General features: G+C 62.8%; 12 protein-coding genes. 8 read left to right on the forward strand and 4 right to left on the reverse strand.

The annotated features are described in order from the left end of the window. Nucleotides 1–42 precede the first annotated feature (42 nt). The 5 genes from JN302_RS25850 to JN302_RS25870 all read left to right on the forward strand — a co-directional run bounded on the left by JN302_RS25850 (nucleotide 43) and on the right by JN302_RS25870 (nucleotide 4609). A complete protein-coding gene (locus JN302_RS25850; protein WP_202329623.1) occupies nucleotides 43–1095 on the forward strand; it encodes a DUF2169 family type VI secretion system accessory protein in 1053 nt (350 codons plus the stop codon). Then, nucleotides 1095–2150 (forward strand): beta-ketoacyl synthase N-terminal-like domain-containing protein, encoded by a 1056-nt coding sequence (locus JN302_RS25855; RefSeq protein ID WP_202329624.1) that lies wholly within the window; start codon nucleotides 1095–1097, stop codon nucleotides 2148–2150. Before JN302_RS25850 ends, JN302_RS25855 begins: the two co-directional genes overlap by 1 nt. Then, entirely contained in the window at nucleotides 2150–3070 is a 921-nt protein-coding gene (locus JN302_RS39260; protein WP_244845937.1) for a DUF4150 domain-containing protein, read from the forward strand. The genes JN302_RS25855 and JN302_RS39260 overlap by 1 nt, the downstream gene beginning before the upstream one ends. A gap of 18 nt (nucleotides 3071–3088) precedes the next feature. Beyond that, nucleotides 3089–3640: an SMI1/KNR4 family protein gene (locus tag JN302_RS25865; RefSeq protein ID WP_202329625.1), complete on the forward strand. Its 552-nt coding sequence runs from the start codon at nucleotides 3089–3091 to the stop codon at nucleotides 3638–3640. Between the two features lie 72 nt (nucleotides 3641–3712). Beyond that, the gene (locus JN302_RS25870) at nucleotides 3713–4609 is read left to right on the forward strand and encodes a type VI immunity family protein (protein ID WP_244846699.1); all 897 of its coding nucleotides are present in this window, start codon (nucleotides 3713–3715) and stop codon (nucleotides 4607–4609) included. A gap of 78 nt (nucleotides 4610–4687) precedes the next feature. On the opposite strand, the gene JN302_RS25875 is transcribed toward JN302_RS25870, so the two are convergent. The 4 genes from JN302_RS25875 to JN302_RS25890 all read right to left on the reverse strand — a co-directional run bounded on the left by JN302_RS25875 (nucleotide 4688) and on the right by JN302_RS25890 (nucleotide 12515). Next, nucleotides 4688–5767 carry a HEAT repeat domain-containing protein gene (locus JN302_RS25875; RefSeq protein ID WP_202329627.1) on the reverse strand — a complete coding sequence of 360 codons (1080 nt, stop codon included), beginning with the start codon at nucleotides 5765–5767 and terminating at the stop codon, nucleotides 4688–4690. Beyond that, the gene (locus JN302_RS25880; RefSeq protein WP_202329628.1) at nucleotides 5767–6189 is read right to left on the reverse strand and encodes a DUF6484 domain-containing protein; all 423 of its coding nucleotides are present in this window, start codon (nucleotides 6187–6189) and stop codon (nucleotides 5767–5769) included. The genes JN302_RS25875 and JN302_RS25880 overlap by 1 nt, the downstream gene beginning before the upstream one ends. Nucleotides 6190–6199: 10 nt before the next feature. Beyond that, complete coding sequence (locus tag JN302_RS25885) at nucleotides 6200–8527, reverse strand: type VI secretion system Vgr family protein (RefSeq protein WP_202329629.1); 2328 nt, start codon at nucleotides 8525–8527, stop codon at nucleotides 6200–6202. 223 nt (nucleotides 8528–8750) lie between these two features. Beyond that, entirely contained in the window at nucleotides 8751–12515 is a 3765-nt protein-coding gene (locus JN302_RS25890) for an autotransporter (RefSeq protein ID WP_202329630.1), read from the reverse strand. Between the two features lie 581 nt (nucleotides 12516–13096). Here JN302_RS25890 and JN302_RS25895 point away from each other — a divergent pair. From JN302_RS25895 to tssM, 3 genes are all read left to right on the forward strand, one after another. After that, nucleotides 13097–14560: a caspase family protein gene (locus JN302_RS25895; RefSeq protein WP_202329631.1), complete on the forward strand. Its 1464-nt coding sequence runs from the start codon at nucleotides 13097–13099 to the stop codon at nucleotides 14558–14560. Between the two features lie 90 nt (nucleotides 14561–14650). After that, nucleotides 14651–16147 carry a type VI secretion system protein TssL, long form gene (gene tssL / locus JN302_RS25900; protein ID WP_202329632.1) on the forward strand — a complete coding sequence of 499 codons (1497 nt, stop codon included), beginning with the start codon at nucleotides 14651–14653 and terminating at the stop codon, nucleotides 16145–16147. Between the two features lie 34 nt (nucleotides 16148–16181). Further along, nucleotides 16182–19643, forward strand: coding sequence for a type VI secretion system membrane subunit TssM (tssM, locus tag JN302_RS25905; protein WP_202329633.1), 3462 nt, complete (start codon nucleotides 16182–16184; stop codon nucleotides 19641–19643). Nucleotides 19644–19665 lie beyond the last annotated feature (22 nt).

Consider the following 19665-nt stretch of genomic DNA (forward strand, 5'->3'; position numbering starts at 1 on the left):
GATGAACGCCATTTCGACAGCCCTTGAGAGGGTACAGCATTAATGTTGCCGTTGGAGAACCACACCCCGTTCGCCGCGGAAGGCCTGTGGACGCGCGACGAACACGGCTGCGAAGTGTGGCTGGTGGCGATCAAGGCATCGTTCGAGATCGATCCGGACGGCAAGCAAACACCGCTGAAATCCCAGGTACCCGTAAATATGGCGCCCGTCTTCGGCGCCGATCCCGACGAATTGCTCGACGACGACGATTTCTGCATCGAAAAGAGGCACACCGACATCCTGATCGACGGGCACGTCTACGCTCCCGGGGGGCACCCCGGTATCGAGACGATGGCGCGGCTCAAGGTCGGCGACCTGGACAAGACGGTCAAGGTGATCGGAGACCGTGTGTTCATGCCGGGGCCAGTGTCCGTGCGGACGAGCCAGCCGGAGCCGTTCGTCAAGATACCGATCAGTTGGCGCCGCACCTATGGCGGAACCGATACGACCGCGTCGAAGCCGGATTGGGATCAGCGAAACCCGATAGGCACGGGATTTGCGGTGGATCCGCAAAGACTGGTCGGCAAGATCGCCCCAAATCTCGAATACCCCGACGCACCCTATCGCGATCATCGTGCCGGCGCGCCGGCGGGCTTCGGTCCCGTCGCACCGCATTGGCAGCCGCGCATCAAGTACGCAGGCACCTACGGTGACGAATGGAGAAAGACGCGCGATCCCCTGCTGCCCACCAATTTCAGTCGCCTTTACTATCAATGCGCACCGGCGGACCAGCAAACGAAGGCACCGCTGATGGGTTACGAGGATGTAAGGTTGGGCAATTTCACGCGAGACGGTTTCCTGCAGTTCCTGTTGCCGCGCATCACCTTCGACGTCACCACACACTTTTATGACTTGCCCAACCGCCAGCACGGCCAAGCTACGATCCACACACTCCGGCTGAGACCCGACGAACGCCAGTTTAGCATTACCTGGATGTCGAGCCTGCCAGTGCCCTACGACGAGGAGAAGCTCAGAACCACGACGATACGCCTGCGTCGGCGGACCGGTGTTTCGCCTGCCGTCAGCCGCACCGGTGTCTGGACAGGTCCCGAATAATGGCCAGCGGCAGCACCGTCGTGGTGATCGGCGTAGGCGCACGCACGCCGCTCGGATTCTCTGTCGCCGCCAGCGCGGCAGCCGTGCGCGCCGGAATATCGGCGATTCAGGATCATCCCTACATGGTCGACCGTTTTGGCGCACTGATGAGGATCGCACCCGATCCAGGTATCGACGGCAGTGTTCTTGGGCCTGAACGCGCCGTGCAAATTGCCGTTGCACCGGCCCTCGACGCGCTTGCGCCGATGCTGGGAGTTGGACCGACTGCGCCGGTGTCGCTGATCGTCTCCACGGGCGAACCGAGGCCAGGACAGGAGGGCGAGTTCTCAGCCAGCGTCTACGCGCAATTGCGTACTCGACTGTCGAACGACCTGGTCCTCGAAGGAGGGGGTGTAAACGCCGGCGGTCACGCCGGCGGGCTGCTCGCCATCCATCATGCCTGCAAGCTTCTCAAAGAGGGCAAAGCCAAGTTCTGCCTGGCGGGCGGCATCGATACCTATCTCGAGCCCGAAACCCTGGAGTGGCTCGACGAGAATGGCCAGTTGCATTCCGAAGGGAACGTCTACGGCTTCTGTCCGGGAGAGGCCGCCGGATTTTGTCTCATGACGCGACTGGAGACAGCCCGAAACCTTGGAATCACACCGCTGCTGCAGGTCGTGGGCACTTCGCTGGCGAAGGAGGAGCATCGGATCAAGACCCGGACGGTCTGCCTCGGCGAAGGACTGAGCGCTGCTTTCCAGCTTCTTTTCGAGAACGCGCCACCCGATTCAGTCGACCGTATCATTTGCGACATGAATGGCGAACGCTACCGTGGCAACGAGTACGGATTTGCAGTGTTGCGCAATCCCGGCCGTTTCAAGGACGCAGCCGATTTCGAGACGCCCGCCGATTGCTGGGGTGATGTTGGCGCGGCATCCGGGCCCCTTTATGTGGGCCTCGTAACGGAAGCGGAAGCTCGCGGCTACCGAAAGGGGCCACTCACGCTTATCTGGGCGAGTTCGGAGAACGGCGCCCGCGCCGCTGCCTTGCTCGGTGGGTTCACGGAGAGACGCTGATGCCCACCCACATCACCGTCAACGGCCTCGGCCTGACGCATAAATCATCAACGGGGTTCTCGAAGGCGACCATTCCGGACGTGTGCAAAACGCCCACGCCGGGCGGGCCGGTGCCGATGCCCTATCCCAATTTTGCCCTCAGCGGAACGTTGACGAACGGCACGACGACAGTCTTCGCCAAGGGCGGCAAGATGATCGCCATCAAGGGTTCCCAGTACTCCACCTCGACGGGCGACGAGCCGGGGACCGTGGGCGGTGTCAAATCGAACACCTTCAAGCAGGCGACCGACTGGATCACCTATTCCTTCGACGTCAAGATGGATGGCAAGAATGCCTGTCGAGACACCGACAAGAAATTCCACAACAACAAGAATACTGTCGATCTCATGGGGAACGTCAACCCAAATAGTCCAGGACGGCCAAATATCCTCACGATACCTTGCGACAACGCGCCAGAAAAACCTTCGCCTGGTCGCCACAAATTTACGGACTGCGAGAAAGAGGAGATTTGTGCAAAGATCGCAGATATCAACAAGGAAATGAAAGGTACCTTACGCAGCGCGATAACCAGCTACGACAGCTTGAGAGAACAAGGAAATGCAAGGGCGGCCCAATTGAGAGGCATGGCCATGCGGGAAAGCAACAATCCCGAACTGCAGGCGCTGAACCAGAAAGGGTTCAAGCATCTCTCCAAGAAGTGCCAAAAGGAGTTGCAGGACAAGGCCAGCAACAGCAAGCCTCCTTACAAAGGATTCAGCGTAGATCATGTCAAAGAGATTCAATTCTGCGGCCATCCGACCGATCTGAACAATCTCAGGTGGATGTCGCGCCGACCGAACCGATGGATCGGTGGCCAACTCAACCAGCTCGTGACGAGCGGCCCCAAGAAGCACACCGGTGTCAAGGGCGACTGCTGTTGATCCTGGAGGACCACAAATATGAAAGAATCGCTGCCACTCCCGCGACTTGTCGAACAGTTGGCGCAGGCGCTGCGCACCTACGACAAACTCGCTTTCGACGAAGAATATGACCATGAACTCGGCGAGCCCGCTTCGCGGCAGCAACTCGCCCGGCTCGAACGAAAGCTGAGCAAGCCGCTGCCGCCGAGCTATCGGGCCTTTCTCGAACTCCACAATGGCTGGGTGAACTTCGCAGGCGACGCCAAGTTGCTCGCGGTCGAAGACCACGACGATGAATGGGTCGAGGACGTCCTCGCCGACCTGCAGGAAGTATTTTCCGATCTGGACCAGGAGAACCCTTTTGAGAACGGCGCCCTCCCTGTGATGCTCGGCGAGGACTCCAGGCAGGCAGTATATCTGGATCCACAAACCCTGCGCGCGGATGGTGAAATGGATGTCGTCGTGCTTGACATCAACAAGGAAGAACGGCGGCTTCCGGACTTCACGTCGTTCCTGATGTACAAGCTTGGCCTGCTCCGTGAGATGATCGACAATCAGACGAGGGGCATCGACGACAGGGAGTCGGACTAGATGCGCGTTCCGCCCCTGCCGCCGGCACTCGCCCAACCCGTAGTCATCGATGGGCAGGTCGTCTTGAAGGTCATGCTGGACCTGACGATCTATCTCCAGGGTCCGACCGAGGAGGAATTCGAGTTTCTGCTCGATCTTTATGAGGCGGCGTGCCCTACCGACAGGTTGATCAAATTCAAGATAGCGGAACTCCCGATATGGTCGTACATCGCCGCTCCAAGGCTGACGATGCAGGGGCGGAGCGCCGCGACAGCGAGAATCCGCCGGCCCTACTTCGAGCCGTCCCGCGAGCGCATTCGGCAAGGGCGGGCTTTCGAAGCTCAATATTGGGATGGTCTGGAAATCGATGAGCCCTCCGGAAGCTGGAGCCTCAACTGTCAGCGCGCGCACTGGCGGTCCGAAGGCCTGTTCGCCTTCGCACGCGTGCTTGTACCGCTGGAAACCGACCCGGATCTGCTGGTGAGGATGGCTCTTGCCGTTGCCGACAATGTTGCCCTGCATTCGGGCCATGGCGGCCTCGTCTTTGTTTATGAACCCAACTTCCTGGAGGACGCCTTTGACGCGATCTATGCGCGAGCGCGGCGCTTCTGGGGCGTGGATATTGAGCACATGAACGGCACGCTGCGCCTGATAAGGAAGGGCATCAAGGCGGTGAACTGGATCACCATAGTGGGCCGCGAGTTTCGATCGGCCCCCGGAGTCCGGGAGATACTGGTCCGCCTGGCCGACACGCCGGCCGTGACAGTCGCCCACCGAACCCATGCTTCGGTGTTCATTGCCGGCCCTCGACCGGTACCTGGTGACCAGCACCGGCCGGACTCCAGTCTCGACCCGTATTATGCGATCGCAAACGCCCTTGGGCCCCTCTTTCTTGACCACCATCCGGACTTCCCGGGAGATCGGTTCCTGACCAACGGGAATACGGTCGGTTGGATTCGCAGGTTCATCGACCCAACGGCCTGGCGATGAGCGGAGCACCCCACGACCAGATCGCCTCGCCGCCTTGTCGATTTTCTGACTTGGCCACCGGCGAGGTCAAATGCCAAGTCAGAGCAATCCTCGCGTCTTTGCCCATTCCTTTACCAGATCGGCGACCGGCAAGTAGGGAGGGTCATCGTCGAAGTGATCCGCAAATGGCTGGCCAAGCAGCGACGTCTCGACCGAGAAAAGTTGGCTATCTTCACGGGCTTGGGGAAACAGTTCGAGAAATGCAGTTCCTGCCGCTTCCGCCAATGCTGGATTGCGCATCTGGTGGATTAGCCAGTGCAGGATTGTCCTGTCAGCCAGCATCCCTGCTCCCCGCACAGCGAGCGGGGCCGTTTCGGGCGACTTCAAAAGCTCGCCTAGCCAGACGCGCACATCCTTTTCAGGGCCGCCCTCAACGATCGAACGGAGCGCCGAGATCGACTCCGGCCTGCCGCTGACCGCAACCTTCTTCAGCGCTGCGGTAGCAGCAGGATCGGCGCCGAGTTGAGCCAGAGCCATTGCCGCTCGGGCTCGCGCCATCTCGTCCTGATCATGCAGTCCCAGCCGCAGGGCATCGACAAGGTCGCGGCGCTTCAGCACGCCGGCTAGCCGATACGCCGAAGATCGCACCCTCGCGTCCGTGTCGCGCACGAGGCGGGCGAGATGCGTATTCGGATCGACCTGATGCGACGCGCAGGCTGAGACGGCCAGGAAGCGTTCAAGGGCGTCGGCCGAGGTGATCCATTCGCGAACCAGTTGCCCGATGGCCTTCGCCGGGAGCCAGGAAAGTGCGCCGGTCAGTCCCGTGGCGTCCTGCGACTGGCGAGCAAGGCGGAGCGCCTGCGCAATGCGCGTCGCATCCCGCCGTTCGATCGCGAAAAAGGAGAAAACGAAAAGCTCGCCCTTCTCCGGATAGTCCTCGTACTGTTCCTGAATGAAGGGCCAAGCCGCCTCGCCGGCAATGCGCAGGCCATCGAGGTTAGCCTCGAGGCGTCTGTCGATCCCGGCAATTACGTTCGAATCCGCTGAGCCAGCCGCCATCAGAGTGTCCCGTTGCGCCCAAAGGAAGGCGGCTTGCTCGACGTGCTGCTTCACGACGAAGGGCACGAGGGGCGGCTGCGGCCCCGCAGGCGGCCGATGTTGTGGCGTCACGGCCGCCATCAGTTCAAATCGATCGAACCGCCGCGGATGCGGTTGGCGGCGCTGGCATGGCTGGTAACGTAGGTACCGCGAATGGTGATACGGCCGTCTTTCTCCATGATGATCGTCGACTTCCCGCATCTGAATTCGATGCGCTCCTCGCCGGTGATCTTCACTCTTTCGCCGTCGCGAACAACCTGGGGCGGCAACTTGCGAGTGGGCTCGACGATGCGCCCGACGATCAAGGGGCGGCCTGGATCACCTTCCTGGAAAAGCAGCGCGACCTCGGCGCCGATCATTTCCGATGTCAGTTCCGTCAGGCTGCGTGCCGGCACCGCCGTCTCTTGCGGGTTCCCGGGAAAGACAACGAGCGGGGCATCCTCGCCGAATCCCAGGAAGACTCCTATCACGACGCCGTCGATCCGCTCGTGAACGCTGCCCATGGCCGTCACCTCAGTTCTCGCTGATCTTCGAACCCTTCATCACAATGTCGCTCGAAGCCTTGATGCTGATCTTGCCTGAAGCCTTTACGGAAATGTCCTTGCCCTCGATCGCAATCGAGCCGTCCTTCTTCATCATCAGCTTCGCCGATCCGGTCTTGATGAGGATCGAGTCTCCCGCATCGATGACCAGATTCTTGCCGACCTTGATCGAACTGTCCTGCGCGATCTGAATGCCGCTTCCCTTGCCGATCTTGAGCGAATGCGCGCCGCTTATGTCGGTCGAGTCATCTGCACCGATCTTTGCGCTGCGCGCCGCACCGATATCGCTGCTCAGGGCACTACCGACCTTGAAGGACTGATTGGCCCCGATCTGCACGCTCTGGTTCGCCCCGATGTCCCAGCTGTCGCTCGCGCCGATGTCATGGCTCTGATTGATGCCGACGCTCACCGAGCGCGTCGCGCCGATCGTGTTTATCTGCGCCGCCCCCACGCTTCGGGTCTCGGCCGCCCCGACCGTATCGATCCGCGCCGCGCCCACGGTGATCGTCTGGACGAGGCCCACGGTCTGGGTGTGGTTGGACCCGATCGTCTCAGTGGAGTTTGAGCCGATGCCGATCGTCTCGTCGACCCCCACCGTCAGCGACCGGTTGGCGCCCACCGTCTCCGTGTCGTTCGAGCCGATATTGGTCGTCTGGTCGACGCCGATCTTCACGGTCTTGTTGTTGCCGACGTCCTCGTCGAGATCGACGCCGACCGAATGCTTGGCGTTGTTGTCGATGCGGTCGGACTGGTCGTGCTGCACCAGTTTGGTGCGATCGTTCTTGATCAGAAGGTTGTGGTCCTTCTGCGCCTGGAAATTGACCAGTTCGGAACCGGCCTTGTCCTCGAACATCAGCTCGTTGTATCCGCCGCCGCCCTTCGAGGAGTTCGATTTCCAGCCCGATTGGGTTGCGCTTCCGGGCAGTCCGTAGGGTGGCATCTGCGAGGCATTGTAGACGCGGCCAGTGATGATCGGCAGATCAGGATCGCCCTCGATGAAGTCGACGACCACCTCCTGGCCGATGCGCGGAATCTGGATGAAGCCCCAGCCGCTGCCGGCCCAACTCTGCGAAACCCGTACGAAGCAGGAGCTGTCCTGATCCTTCTTGCCTTCGCGGTCCCAATGAAACTGGACCTTCACCCTGGCATATTCGTCGGTGAAGATTTCCTCGCCCGAGGGACCCACCACGGTCGCCGTCTGCGGGCCGCGCATGACGGGCCGCCGCGTGATGCGCGGTGGCCGGTAGGGCAATGAGGTCGGCGCCACCTCCATGGTCACGCGGAAGTTCTCGGCTTCCGTTTCGACGCCGCTGCGGAAGCCGGGATCGAACAGCCGGTATTCGGCGCTGACCACCAGATATTCCTGGTTCTGGTCTTCGCGCGGAAAGCCTTCGAGTTTGAAGGTTGAGCCCGAGGCCAGGCCACGCACGGTGCCGGCGGCCCGAACGCGCCGGTGCACGGCCTGGATCTCCTCGCGCCGGATCGCCGCGATCGCGTCGCCGCGCCCGACATCGAGATGAGCGCCCGGCTGGCGATAGTGTTCGCCGGATGCCCGCTCATGGCTGAAGGCCTTCGTCGATACGGCCATCAGGTCGGCGCCCGGTTTCTTGAAGTCGTAGTCGGTATGGGCGTAGGCACCCGGCATCACGGCGCTGCCGGGTATCCAGTCGGAGATGTATTCGACGTCGCGCCTCGCCGCCCGCCCCTCCTGGTGATAGGGCACCTTCTCGTAGCCGGGCGCCGGCTTCAGCTTGCTCATGGCGTCGGTCAGGATGAGCTTGTGCTCGCCATCGCCATATTCGAAGAAGTACATGATGCCTTCGTGCTCGAGCAGGCGCTGCACGAAGTCGAGGTCGGTCTCGTCGTACTGCACGCAATAATCGCGCGCGGGGTACGATCCCTGGAGCCGCTTCTCGTATTTGGCGGGAGCGTGCTTGGAGAAAATGTCCTCGACGATCTCGACGACGCTCATCTTCTGGAAGATGCGGCAATCGGTGGTATTGCCGAGGAACCACAGCCAAGGCCTGACCACGGCCTCGTAATAGGCCAGCCTCTCCTCGATACGCGTGAGACGGAACTCGGAGATGAGACCGCTGAACCAGCGTTTCGGATCGGATTCCCCCTCGATCGAGACAGTGCCGCCCAGCATCTTCAGGGGGTCGACCTGCAGGTCGTTGCTCACGAAGCCGACGGTGAAGGCGAAGCAGCGGCTGATCTCGTCGCGTCCGATCAGCTGGGTGAAGGTCAAAGTCTTGGCTCCGACCGGCGTCTGGATGACTGCGGCACGATCATCTGCCATCGGGAACGTGCCTCCGGAACGCAGGCCAACTTTCAACGATCAAGTGTAGCACAAGTCTTGGAGACCGGCCAAAAATCACGCGCTATCTTCCTGATTGCAAATCCAATTCATCCGAAGAGGCTTGTCGGGCCGTGGTCGAGGCAGGCATGCGCCCGATCAGGATCGTCGGCCTCGGTTCACCTGCGTTGGCATAGCCGTCCTCGCTTCGCAGCTTTCCCGATGCTCAGAATGCTACCTTCAGCCCGATCTTGCCCGCTATCGTGGAACTATCGGAGGAAAGCTTGCCCCGAACCTCGCCGCTGACCGTGGAGGATTGCGATATCTTCAGGTTGAAGCCCCCCGAAAGTGCCGCGGAAAAGTCTGAGTCGTCGAAGAAGAATCCCACCCCGCCGGCGCTCGCCTCGTTGTTGTAGGCAAAGCGCTGCTGGAGATCGGCACGCAGATATGGGCTGAAGATCATGCCGTTTTCCATCCGGTAGTCGGCATACACGCCTGGATCGAATTTCACGGCGCCGAAGGACACCTTCGATTCCCCGTGCTCGACGCCGAGGCTGTCCGTATAGGCGTCGCCGGTGAAGCTGATGCCGAGCACGCCGCCGCGCAGATCGAAGCGGGCCCTTTCCGTCAAGTTGAAGATGTGGCCGGCCGATGCCGTAACCGCATAGCCGATCGTGTCGTATTCGCCGCTGGCTCCGTTGAGCACGCCGTTCGAGACGTCCGTGCCGCCGAAAAGAACCATTCCGGAGACCAGGAGATAGTTCTGCTCCTTGCGGAACAGACCGTAGGTGCCCGCCATGCCGCTCTCGTTGCGTCCGGAACCGACGCTGGGGAAACCTCCGAACGAGCCGAGGGCCAGATCCGTGGAGGTGTAACCCGCGAACAGTCCGAGATTGAGCCCGTATTCCTGATCGAAGGCGAAATGCCTGGCGGCGTTGAAATCGAGGCTGATCGCGGCCGAGAAGTCGTCGCTGTCGAAGGACGGCCCCTGGATGCTCGTGGCGCCGTTCGAGATCGTGAAGCCGTCATGGTTCACGCGAGCGAACTGGCCCGAGGCGAAGACGCCAAATATCGGAGCCGCCGCTCCCGTCGTTCCGCCATCGAGACCGAGCCCGTATTCAATTGCATCTCCAGTGATGTCGAAGAACGCATCCTTCATCGTCTCCACCGTCTGCGAATTGACGGCCGCATCGACGTTCGACACGAGGCCGACAACTTCCGCATTCGGCGTTGCAATGAGGATCAGGCCGCCGCCCGCGCCTGGCAGAACTTGATAGGTGAACAACTCGGCGGCCGTCCCACTGATGCCGCTGACTGTGAACGCGCCGCCGATCGGGGCGCCGGCCGCGGTCAGGATGGGTATCTGCGTGGTCTCCAGAATCTGCGGCGTACCGAGCAGATTGACCAGTATCACATTGTCGCCCGTGGCGGTGGCAGCGCCGTTGGCAATGATGGTGTCGGCCTGGGCCGTGACCTGGTTGAAGTCGAGCCCGATCGTCGCGCCGTCGAGAAAGAGCCCTCCGAGCGTCAAGGTGCTGGTGGGATTTCCGTCGATGAGGTTCAGTGTCGAGCCCGCGATCGAAAGATTGCCGAAGCCCCCCGCCTGCGAGGCGAGCGTCACGGCTCCGGTCGAGAACAGCGTCGAGCCGCCGGTCAGGGCCAGCGCGTCGATCACCTGCACGCCGCCGGCGAAGCGAAGGGTCGATCCTGTGACCGCGAGCGAGGAGAAGCCGGCGAAGTTCTGGCTCTCGCTCCCGACAGCTAGATTGGTGCCACTGATCACGCCCGTGGCATCGGTGCCGCTGAACAGGACGCCGTCGCTCAGATTCAGCGTCGCGGCATTGTCGATCACCAGCGTGTTGCCGGAGAGCCCCGTGATGTCGCCGCCGACCGTGCCGCCGAAAAGGCGGACGGTCTCGGCGTCGATGCCGCCGAGAATGGTGCCACCTTCGAGGATGACGACATCAGCCCCCGCGCCGCCGAGCACGCTGCCGCCGACCGTGCCTCCGTCCATGGCGAAGCTGTCGTTGCCCTCGTCCAACTCGACGACGCCGTCGATCCTCGCATCTCCGGAAACGGCAACCGTGTCGTTACCGGCACCACCGGTAATCCTCGACACCCTCCCCGTCCCGCGTACGGTGAGGGAATCGTCGCCTATGTCGCCGCCGACAGGGCCTGCCACCGTGCCGCCGCTGACCTCCACGACATCGTCGCCTTCATTGCCGAAAAGGAAGCCGGCAATAGATCCGCCCTGCACGGTCAGAGTGTCTGCGCCTTCATTGCCGCTGACGGCTGCGCCGACGCTGCCGCCCGTCATCAGGAAAATGTCGTCGCCCGTCTCGAGCCCGATTGCATCCGGATCGGCGGTCGAGCCGACGATGTTCGCCGTGCCCGAAATCGTGACCGTGTCGTTCCCGGAACCTGCAAAGATCGACTCCTCGATCGTGCCGCCGCTGACGGTGATGTTGTTGCCGCCGCCCTGCCCGAACACCGAACCGTTGATGGTGCCGCCGCTCATTCGGAAGACATCGGCTCCACCGCCGAGATAGACGCCCGGCTGCGGGGTTACGGTCGGGCCGATCACGCTCCCCACCGTGCCGCCGGTCATCGTGAAGGTGTCGTCTCCCTCGTCGAGTTCGACCAGGTCGCTGATCACTGCCGTACCGGAAACCGTGACCGTGTCATTGCCGTCGCCGCCGGAAACGGCGAACACCGAGCCGGTTCCGCGGATGGTCAGAGCATCGTTTCCGATGTCGCCGCCGACAACGCCAGATACCGTCCCGCCGCTGACGTCGATAATATCGTCCCCCTCGTTGCCGAAAAGGAAACCGGCGATGGACCCTCCTTGCACGATCAGAGTGTCGGAGCCTTCATTGCCGCTGACAGCCGCACCGACAGTACCGCCGGTCATCAGGAAAGTGTCGTCGCCGGCTTCCAGCCCGATCGCGTCAGGGTCGGCCGTCGAGCCGACGATGTTCGCGGTGCCCGAAATGGTGACCGTGTCGTTCCCGGATCCTGCAAAGATCGACTGGTCGATCGTGCCGCCGCTGACGGTGATGGTGTCGCCGCCGTCCTGCCCGAACACCGAACCATTGACCGTGCCGCCGGTCATCGTGAAAGTGTCGTCGCCCTCCTCGAGTTCGACCACGTCGCTGATCACTGCCGTGCCGGCAACCGTGACCGTGTCATTGCCGTCGCCGCCGGAGACGGCGAACACCGAGCCGGTTCCGCGGATGGTCAGAGCATCGTTTCCGATGTCGCCGCCGACAACGCCAGATACCGTCCCGCCGCTGACGTCGATCGTATCGTCCCCCTCGTTGCCGAAAAGGAAACCGGCGATGGACCCGCCCTGCACTGTCAAAGTGTCGGCGCCTTCGTTGCCGCTGACAGCCGCACCGACAGTGCCTCCCGTCATCAGGAAGGTGTCGTCGCCGGCTTCCAGCCCGATCGCGTCGGGATCGGCCGTCGAGCCGACGATGTTCGCCGTGCCCGAGATGGTGACTGTGTCATTCTCGGAGCCGGCAAAGATCGACTGGTCGATCGTGCCGCCGCTGATGGTGAGGGTGTTGCCGCCGCCCTGCCCGAACACCGAACCATTGACCGTGCCGCCGGTCATGGTGAAGGTATCCGCACCGTCTCCCAGAAATATGGACACAGGCGAACCCGGATCTCCCACCGTACCGCCGTTCATGTTGAAGGTGTCGACCCCGCCGAGTGTTTCGATGGTGCCGGTCGTGATGTCGAGAAAACCCACCTCTCCGATCGGCGTGAGAGCCCCACTGGTACCGAGAATGAGGCCGCCCGACATGTTTATCACGTCGCTGCCGTTACCGCTGTAGATTTGGGGGCCCTCGAACGGGGTAATACTGGTTGCGAACGATCTGAACGTTCCGGACGGGCAATCCACGGTGACGCCCGTGCCCAAACCCAGCGTCCCGCTGCAAGCGCGTGCCTGCGTCGACGGGAACATCAGCATCGCGGCGATGGCCATGCCGGAAGCGCCGGCAAGCCAGATAGCGGCAACACCTCTGGCGGTGTCGCTGCGGGTGCGCGCGCCGCAAGATTTCGGACCGCGGACGGTCGGCCCTGCCTTGACCAAGAGTACCCCCCTTTTCCCTTCGCCGACCGCCCCGCCATGGCCGACATCACTGAAGAAGAACCCGGTTCAATTGTGTCAAACTATGCCATCCAGGCAGCCTGAGCCGCAATTGTAAATTTATCACACTGGTCGCAAGTCATTCAGGCGCATGGAGAAATTCCACGTCTTCTGCAACCCTCGTTTGCAGCTTCTTCCTTTGGAGATCATCATTTCACAGCCGCCACCGGCCCGAAAATCAGGCAACCTTCTACAGAAAATATAAGACGTCTGGCGTGAAACGAGCGTAAAATCAGGCCGATGCCGTCATCTCAGGGCGGTGTCAATGGCATGGCGTGCTATCTTTTGCCTGCTCGTTGGTGTAGAAAAAGCAGTGGTCTTCGAAGGTATCCGGCCGGCACCACAGGCGGCGACTTTGCCAACCCGTATACGTTCGACGACTGCCAATTGTCGGATGGCAGCACGGGGACAGAGACATGTCGTTCTTCGGACTCCTCCTCCATTCAGTGGTGCCGACATTGCTGCTGATCGGATCGACGTTCGCCGCGAGTGCTGCGGCGATGGACACGTCCCCCGACGAACCGTCGAGGCGGATGGCGATCGTCGTCGGGAATTCCGACTATCAAAGCAAGCGCCTGGAGGAGCTGGCCAATGCCGCCAATGACGCAAGCCGCCTTTCGGAGAGCCTCAAGAGGCTGAATTTCGACGTCCTGACCGCCACCAACGTCACCCGTGACGACTTCGACCGGCTCCTGGCCGATGCCGAAAAGAGGCTTGCCACGGCGAGCTCTGTCCTCATCTTCTATGCGGGTCACGGGGTCCAGATCGAGGGTCAGAACTACCTGCTGCCGGTCGACACGCCGGATCCGGAAAGCATCGAAAAGCTGACCGGGCGGGCCGTCAAGCTGAACGACGTCATCGCGCGCTTCGCCAGCCGGGAGCGCCAGACCTTCGTCTTCCTCGATGCCTGCCGCAACAATCCGATGGGCGCATCCGGCCTTGGAAGCAACGGCCTCGCTCAGGTCGAGGCCGGCGAGAACACGTTCATCGCCTTTGCGACCCAGCCCGGCAACGTGACGGTCGACGGTGCCGGCGAGAACAGCCCTTTCACGGCTGCCCTTCTGAAGAGCGTCGAGATCCCCGGCCTGAGCATTTCGGACATGATGATCCGTGTCCGCAACGAGACGGAGGCGCTGACGCTTGGCCGGCAGGTCCCGTGGGACCAGTCCAATCTTCGGGAACAGTTCTACTTCACCGAGCAGCAGGTCATTGATCCGACACAGCTGAGCGCGAGCCTGTCGCGGATTTTGTCCGACCCGGTCGCCAAGCAGAAGCTCCAGGTCGAACTGGCGTCGAACGATCTGCAGACCGCGGTCCTGATCGTCGGGCAGACGATGCGCTCGATAGGCTCGCCGCTGGCCGTCCCGGCGAGCGATCCGCCTGCTGTGGCGGAGCAGCGGGGCGGCACCAGGGTGGCGAGCCTCGACGGAGCGCGGCAGAGCGTAGTCTCCGACCTCGGAACCTTGATCGTTGGGACGTCGGTCGAGCAAGGGGCCGAAGACAGCTCCAAGGAACTGGCTCGCAGCGTTCAGACGGAACTGCGCCGGCTGGGATGCTATCGCATGGCGGTGGACGGCGATTGGGGCAAGGGTTCCGCCCGCGCCCTCAATGATTATTACAAGAACACCAAGCAGGTGGCTGCAGCGAACGGGCCAAGCGTGGAACTGCTCGGCGATCTGTTCCTGCGCTCCGGCCGCATCTGCAAGGCCCCGGTGATCGTGAAGAAAGTCAGGCAAACCGATGTCGCCTCCCAGGAAGCCGGCGGCAAGCCGGCCTCAACGAGAACGGGCAATACGAAACGCAGGTCGAGTCCGGCACGCGCGCCGGCTCCGCCTCCGCCCGATATCAGCAGCGGGATCGGCATCGGCGGAATTTTTTAGCCAGCGAGCCCCCCGGCTGCATCGACTTGCCGCATCGAGGCCTCGTGCTTCGTGCCGGCAAGCCGGAGGTTTCGGCGTCGAAAACCGGCCATGAGCATCAAGGACGAACCCATCGCCTCGGGCGACCGAACCATCATCCGGCCTGTTCCAACCGGTTCGCCGAAGTCTGTCCCGGCGGGCACTCCGCCGCAGCGGAGCCGCGCTGATGTCGAGCCCGCATCGTCGCCGGCAACGATCATTTCTCCGCAAGCGGGCCGCGCCTCCACCCAGGACTGGCCCGGCGCAACGGTAATCGCCGACGCCGCACCGGGCGGCTGGCCAGGCGTCGGGCCTACCGTTCTTGCCGGCTGGGATGGCGCGCCGGCCTCAGAAGCCTCGCTCGAACCTGTCGGCGGCGCGCCATATCCCGGCTCCAATCCGCTGATTGCCGCCGCGGCGCCGCTGCTCCTGCTTCTCGGTCGCCTTCGGACGAAGCAGACCGAGATCGACGGCGAGCCGTTGATGGACGGCATTGCCGAGGCCATTCGGCAATTCGAGCGGGAGGCCGGTGAACGAAACGTCCCGGCCGAAGAGATCCGGATCGCGAAATATGCGCTTTGCGAAGTGGCCGACGATATCGTGCGGAACCTGCCCGGCTCCGACAGGCAGGCCTGGATACGGAACGGCATGGTGTCGAAGTTCTTCCAGGGCCAAGCCTCCGGCGCCGGTTTCTTCGAGGAGCTGAACAGGCTGTTGGCCGATCCCCACTCGCATTACCATTTGCTCGAACTGATGCATGCATGTCTCGGCCTCGGTTTCGAAGGCCAGTATCGCGGCCTGGCCGACGGCGGCAGCGGTCTGATGCGTGTGCGCGGCGACGTCTACGAGACGCTTCGCGTTCTTGAGCCGCAAGCGGACGATATCTCCCCTCGCTCACAGGACCCATCCGCAACGACGGCACGAGCTTCTGCATCCCTTCCGCTCTGGGCCGTCGCCGCCGCCGGGCTCGTGCTGCTCGCGGTCACCTACGCAGCGATGCGTTTCACGGTCGAAAGGCAAAGCGACGCGGCCGTCCACAACTTGCTGGCGCTCAATCCGCCCACGGCCGTCACGATCGAGCGAACCGCCCCGGCACCGGTTATCGAGGAGCCAAGACGCTCCACGCGGCTGGACCGCATTCGCGCCGCCCTTGCCGCCGAAACCGCCCTGGGAAATCTGATCATCGAGCCCAAGGACGGTTTCATCGTTATGGAAATCAACAATCTCCTGCTGTTCCAGCCGGGTAAGGCCGAACTCAGGCCCGAATTCGAGCCGGTCGCGGGGCGCATCGCCGCCGCGCTCGAGCCGGAACCGGGTCCGATAAAGGTCGTCGGTCACACCGACGATGTGAAGCCCAGCCGGTCGAGCGCCTTCAAGTCGAACTACGATCTTTCCCTCGCCCGTGCCGAGGCCGTGAAGGAGCTTGTCGCGCCGCGGATGAGCGACGGGTCGCGCTTGTCGGTGGAAGGCAAGGGCGAAGACGTTCCCATAGCGGACAACAAGACGCCGGAAGGCCGGGCCCGCAACCGCCGGGTCGAGCTGATGATTCCGCAGGAGGAAACGCCGTGAGGGCAGCCGGCTCGCACGTCGGTTCGGTGAGCCCATGAGATCCTGGATCGTCGGGAGCATCTCGGCTATCGCGCTGGCCTGCTTCGCTGCGGCCGTCTGGTATGCCGGCCCGATGATCGGCTTCAACGGCGAGCGGCCGTTCGAACCGGTTTGGGTCCGCGCCGCGATCGTTGCGGCGGCCTTCCTGCTGGCGGGGGCTTGGGGCGTCCTCATGCTGCTGCGAAGACCGGCGACGCATCCGCCGCATGTCGCAGAGGCGGACGTGGCGACCGGCAACCCCGAGCTCCTGAAGCGCCTGAACGAAGCGCTCGGAACGCCGCGGAGCAGCAAGCGCAAGATCGCCGACAAGCAACCCTGGTATCTCGTCATTGGCCGGCAGGACGCAGGCAAGACGGCGGCGATCGCCAATTGGGGGCTCCGCCCGGACGCGTCGCGTAGCGCGCGAGAGGCCGCCACGCAGCAATGCGACTGGTGGCTCGCCGAGGAGGCCGTGTTCATCGACACGCCAGGTCGCCTGACGATGCAGGATTCGAATTCCGCGACCGACCGGAAGAGTTGGCTGGCGCTCCTGTCGCTGCTCGGCAAGAGCCGCGCCGGGCAGCCGATCGACGGTGTCATCGTCGTGATAAGCCTCAAGGACGTCATAGCTCTCGAAAGTGAGGCGCTGGCCGCACAAGCCCACGCCATCCGCAATCGGCTGCAGGAGATACAGGACCGGCTGACTACCGAATTCGGCGTCTACCTGCTGTTCAGCATGGCCGACCTCGTCCCCGGCTTTGCCGAGTTTTTCGGCCGCTTCGACGACAGCCGCCGAGGGAAGGTATGGGGGGCGATGTTCCAACCGCAGGACCGGGAGGAGAGGACGGCAGGCAGCCGTGTCGGGAAGGAGTTCGACGCATTGGTCCAGCGTCTTTCGCAGGAAACGACAGACCGCCTTTACCACGAGCCGGATCCGATCGCGCGCATCGCAATCTTCGGCTTTCCTCTGCAGTTCGCGTCCCTGAAGCAGCGCATCGTTGATCTGGCGGGGCGGATGTTCGAGCCCGCCGCCTATAGTGCGGTGCCGAAACTGCGCGGATTCTATTTCTCCTCGGCAAGGCAGACCGGGGCGGCGGCCGAATATACCGGTTCCGCGCATGGCGTGGACTTCTTCCTCCGCGATCTCCTGACCAAGGTTATCCCCGCCGAGACGGGCTGGAAATCGCGGGATCGGCCGGCTCTCCGTCCTGCCGCCCTTCTCCGCTATGGAGGCCTCGCCGCATTTGTGCTCGGGGCCGCGACGCTGATCGGCGCGTGGGGTGTTAGTTTCGTCAGGAACCGCGCGCTGGTCGATTCGACGCAGGCGCTGATCAAGCAGGTTCACGTCGGAAACAACTCGCCTCTTGGAAGCACCGAGGTGACCGGCGTCGATCTTGAGAACATCGTCGAGACGCTGGCTCTGCTGCGCGACCTTCCCGCCGGCTATGACAGCGGCGAAACGTCCACGCCGCTTCAGGAACGGTTCGGCCTAAGCCAGCGCGCCAAGCTCAATTCGGCAAGCAAGGAAGCCTACCGACAGGCGCTCGAACGTCTCTTGCGATCGCGCCTTGTTCTGCAGGTCGAAAGCGCTATCCGGACAAAGCTCGCGGAGCCGATCGAGCTCTATGAGCCGCTGAAGGTCTATCTCATGCTGGGCGGCCAGGCACCGCGGATCGATGACGAATTGATCATTGCCTGGATCAAGCAGGACTGGGAGCAGAACCGTTATCCCGGACCTGCCAATCGCGAGGGACGCGACGAGCTCGAACGGCACCTGCGCGCCATGCTCGACCTCGACGACGGACGCGGTCCCACCTACGAGCTCGACCGCAGTCTTGTCGAGACGGCGCAGCGGTCGCTATCGCGCATGGACATGGCCGACCTTGCGCGGGCGCTGGTCAATTCGGCGATCCACTCGGCAGGGCTGGACGACTTTTCCGTGGCGGCGCGCGCCGGTCCCCAGTCGCCTCTGGTCTTCGAGGCCCGCGACGGCCGCGGCATCGCTGCGCTGCGCGTGCCCGGCATCTACACCTGGAGCGGATTCAACGAATTCTTTCTGCCGCAGCTTGCAACGGTCGCGCAAAAGGTCGTCGATGACCAATGGGTCATGGGCGCAGGCGGCGCGCAGGTCGGAGTGGAGGAGCAACTCGACCGTCTCGGCCCCGAACTGCTGGAGCGCTACGGCAGGGATTTCTTAGCGACGTGGACGAAGCTGCTCGACAATCTGAAGCTGAGGCCCATGACGGAAGACAAGCCTGACTATGCGTCACTGTCCGCCGCATCTTCGCCGACATCGCCGATCACGCAACTGGTTGAAGCGGTGGCCGACGAAACGGCTCTTACACGGGACTTGCGCGCCGGCGAAGACACGGAACCTGCCCCCGGAGCGATGGAGAGCATGGCAAAAGGCCTCGCCCGCATCGGTGTCGACCTTCCTTCCGGCAAATCGCAAAGCCGCGCTGGCGGGGCTTTCAAGCGGCCGACCAACCAGATTCCCGGCGCCAATATCGAGGCCCATTTCAAACCGTTCCAAATACTCGTCGACGGCAATCCCGGTGGGCGACCGATCGACGCCCTCATCCAGAATTTCCACAATGTGCTGCGAAGCCTCGTCATGGCGACCAATAGTCCCGCACAGGCGGAGCGCGCCAACGCCAATCTGCAGCTTCAGGTTCACAATCTTCGAGCCAACGCGTCGCGGCTTCCAAAACAGCTCGCCAGCATGGTCAACGCCGCCGCCGACGATTTCGAGGGCGACGTCGCAAGAACATCGATTGCGCAACTGAACAAGCTGCTTGCCGAGGCGGTGACCGAGCCCTGCAATCGACTGGTCACCAACGCCTACCCGTTTGCCAGGCGCAGCGATCGCGATGCATCCCTCACTGACTTTGCCCGGCTGTTTGCACCCGGTGGCGTGATCGACAGATTCTTCGCGCAAAACCTCGCTCCGCTAGCCGATCTCAGCGGACGTGACTGGCAATGGAGGCAGGACAGCCGTCTCGGACGTGAGCTTTCCAAGTCGACGTTGAAAGCCTTCCAGCGAGCCGCCGAGATCCGGGATGCATTCTTCCCGCAAGGTGGGTCGGCGCCGGGCGTGAGCATCACCTTCACGCCGTTCTCGCTGCATGTCGACGCCGACATGGCCCTGCTCGACGTGAACGGCCAGATCGTCCAGAGCCACCAGACCGGCAGCGTGCCGTCGACCTTCAACTGGCCCGGCAGCACCTCGTCGGGCGGCGCCGGCCTAAGCCTGACCCCGGAGATCCCAGGACGGGAATTCGCCGTCCATTTCGACGGTCCATGGGCGCTGATGCGTCTTCTCGATGGCGCAGCCTCGCTCAGCCCCAGCGACAACGGACTGGAGGCGCGGTTCCTCATAGGCGGACGCGACGTCGCCTACACCATTCGCGCCGGCTCGGGGGTCAACCCCCTGGTCCTGCCGGCGCTCTCCGAATTCAGCTGCCCGGACCAGTTATGACTTACCGAAACGCCTGAAACTG

It is taken from the genome of Mesorhizobium sp. L-8-3 (assembly GCF_016756615.1).
In the GTDB taxonomy this organism is placed as follows: Bacteria; Pseudomonadota; Alphaproteobacteria; order Rhizobiales; family Rhizobiaceae.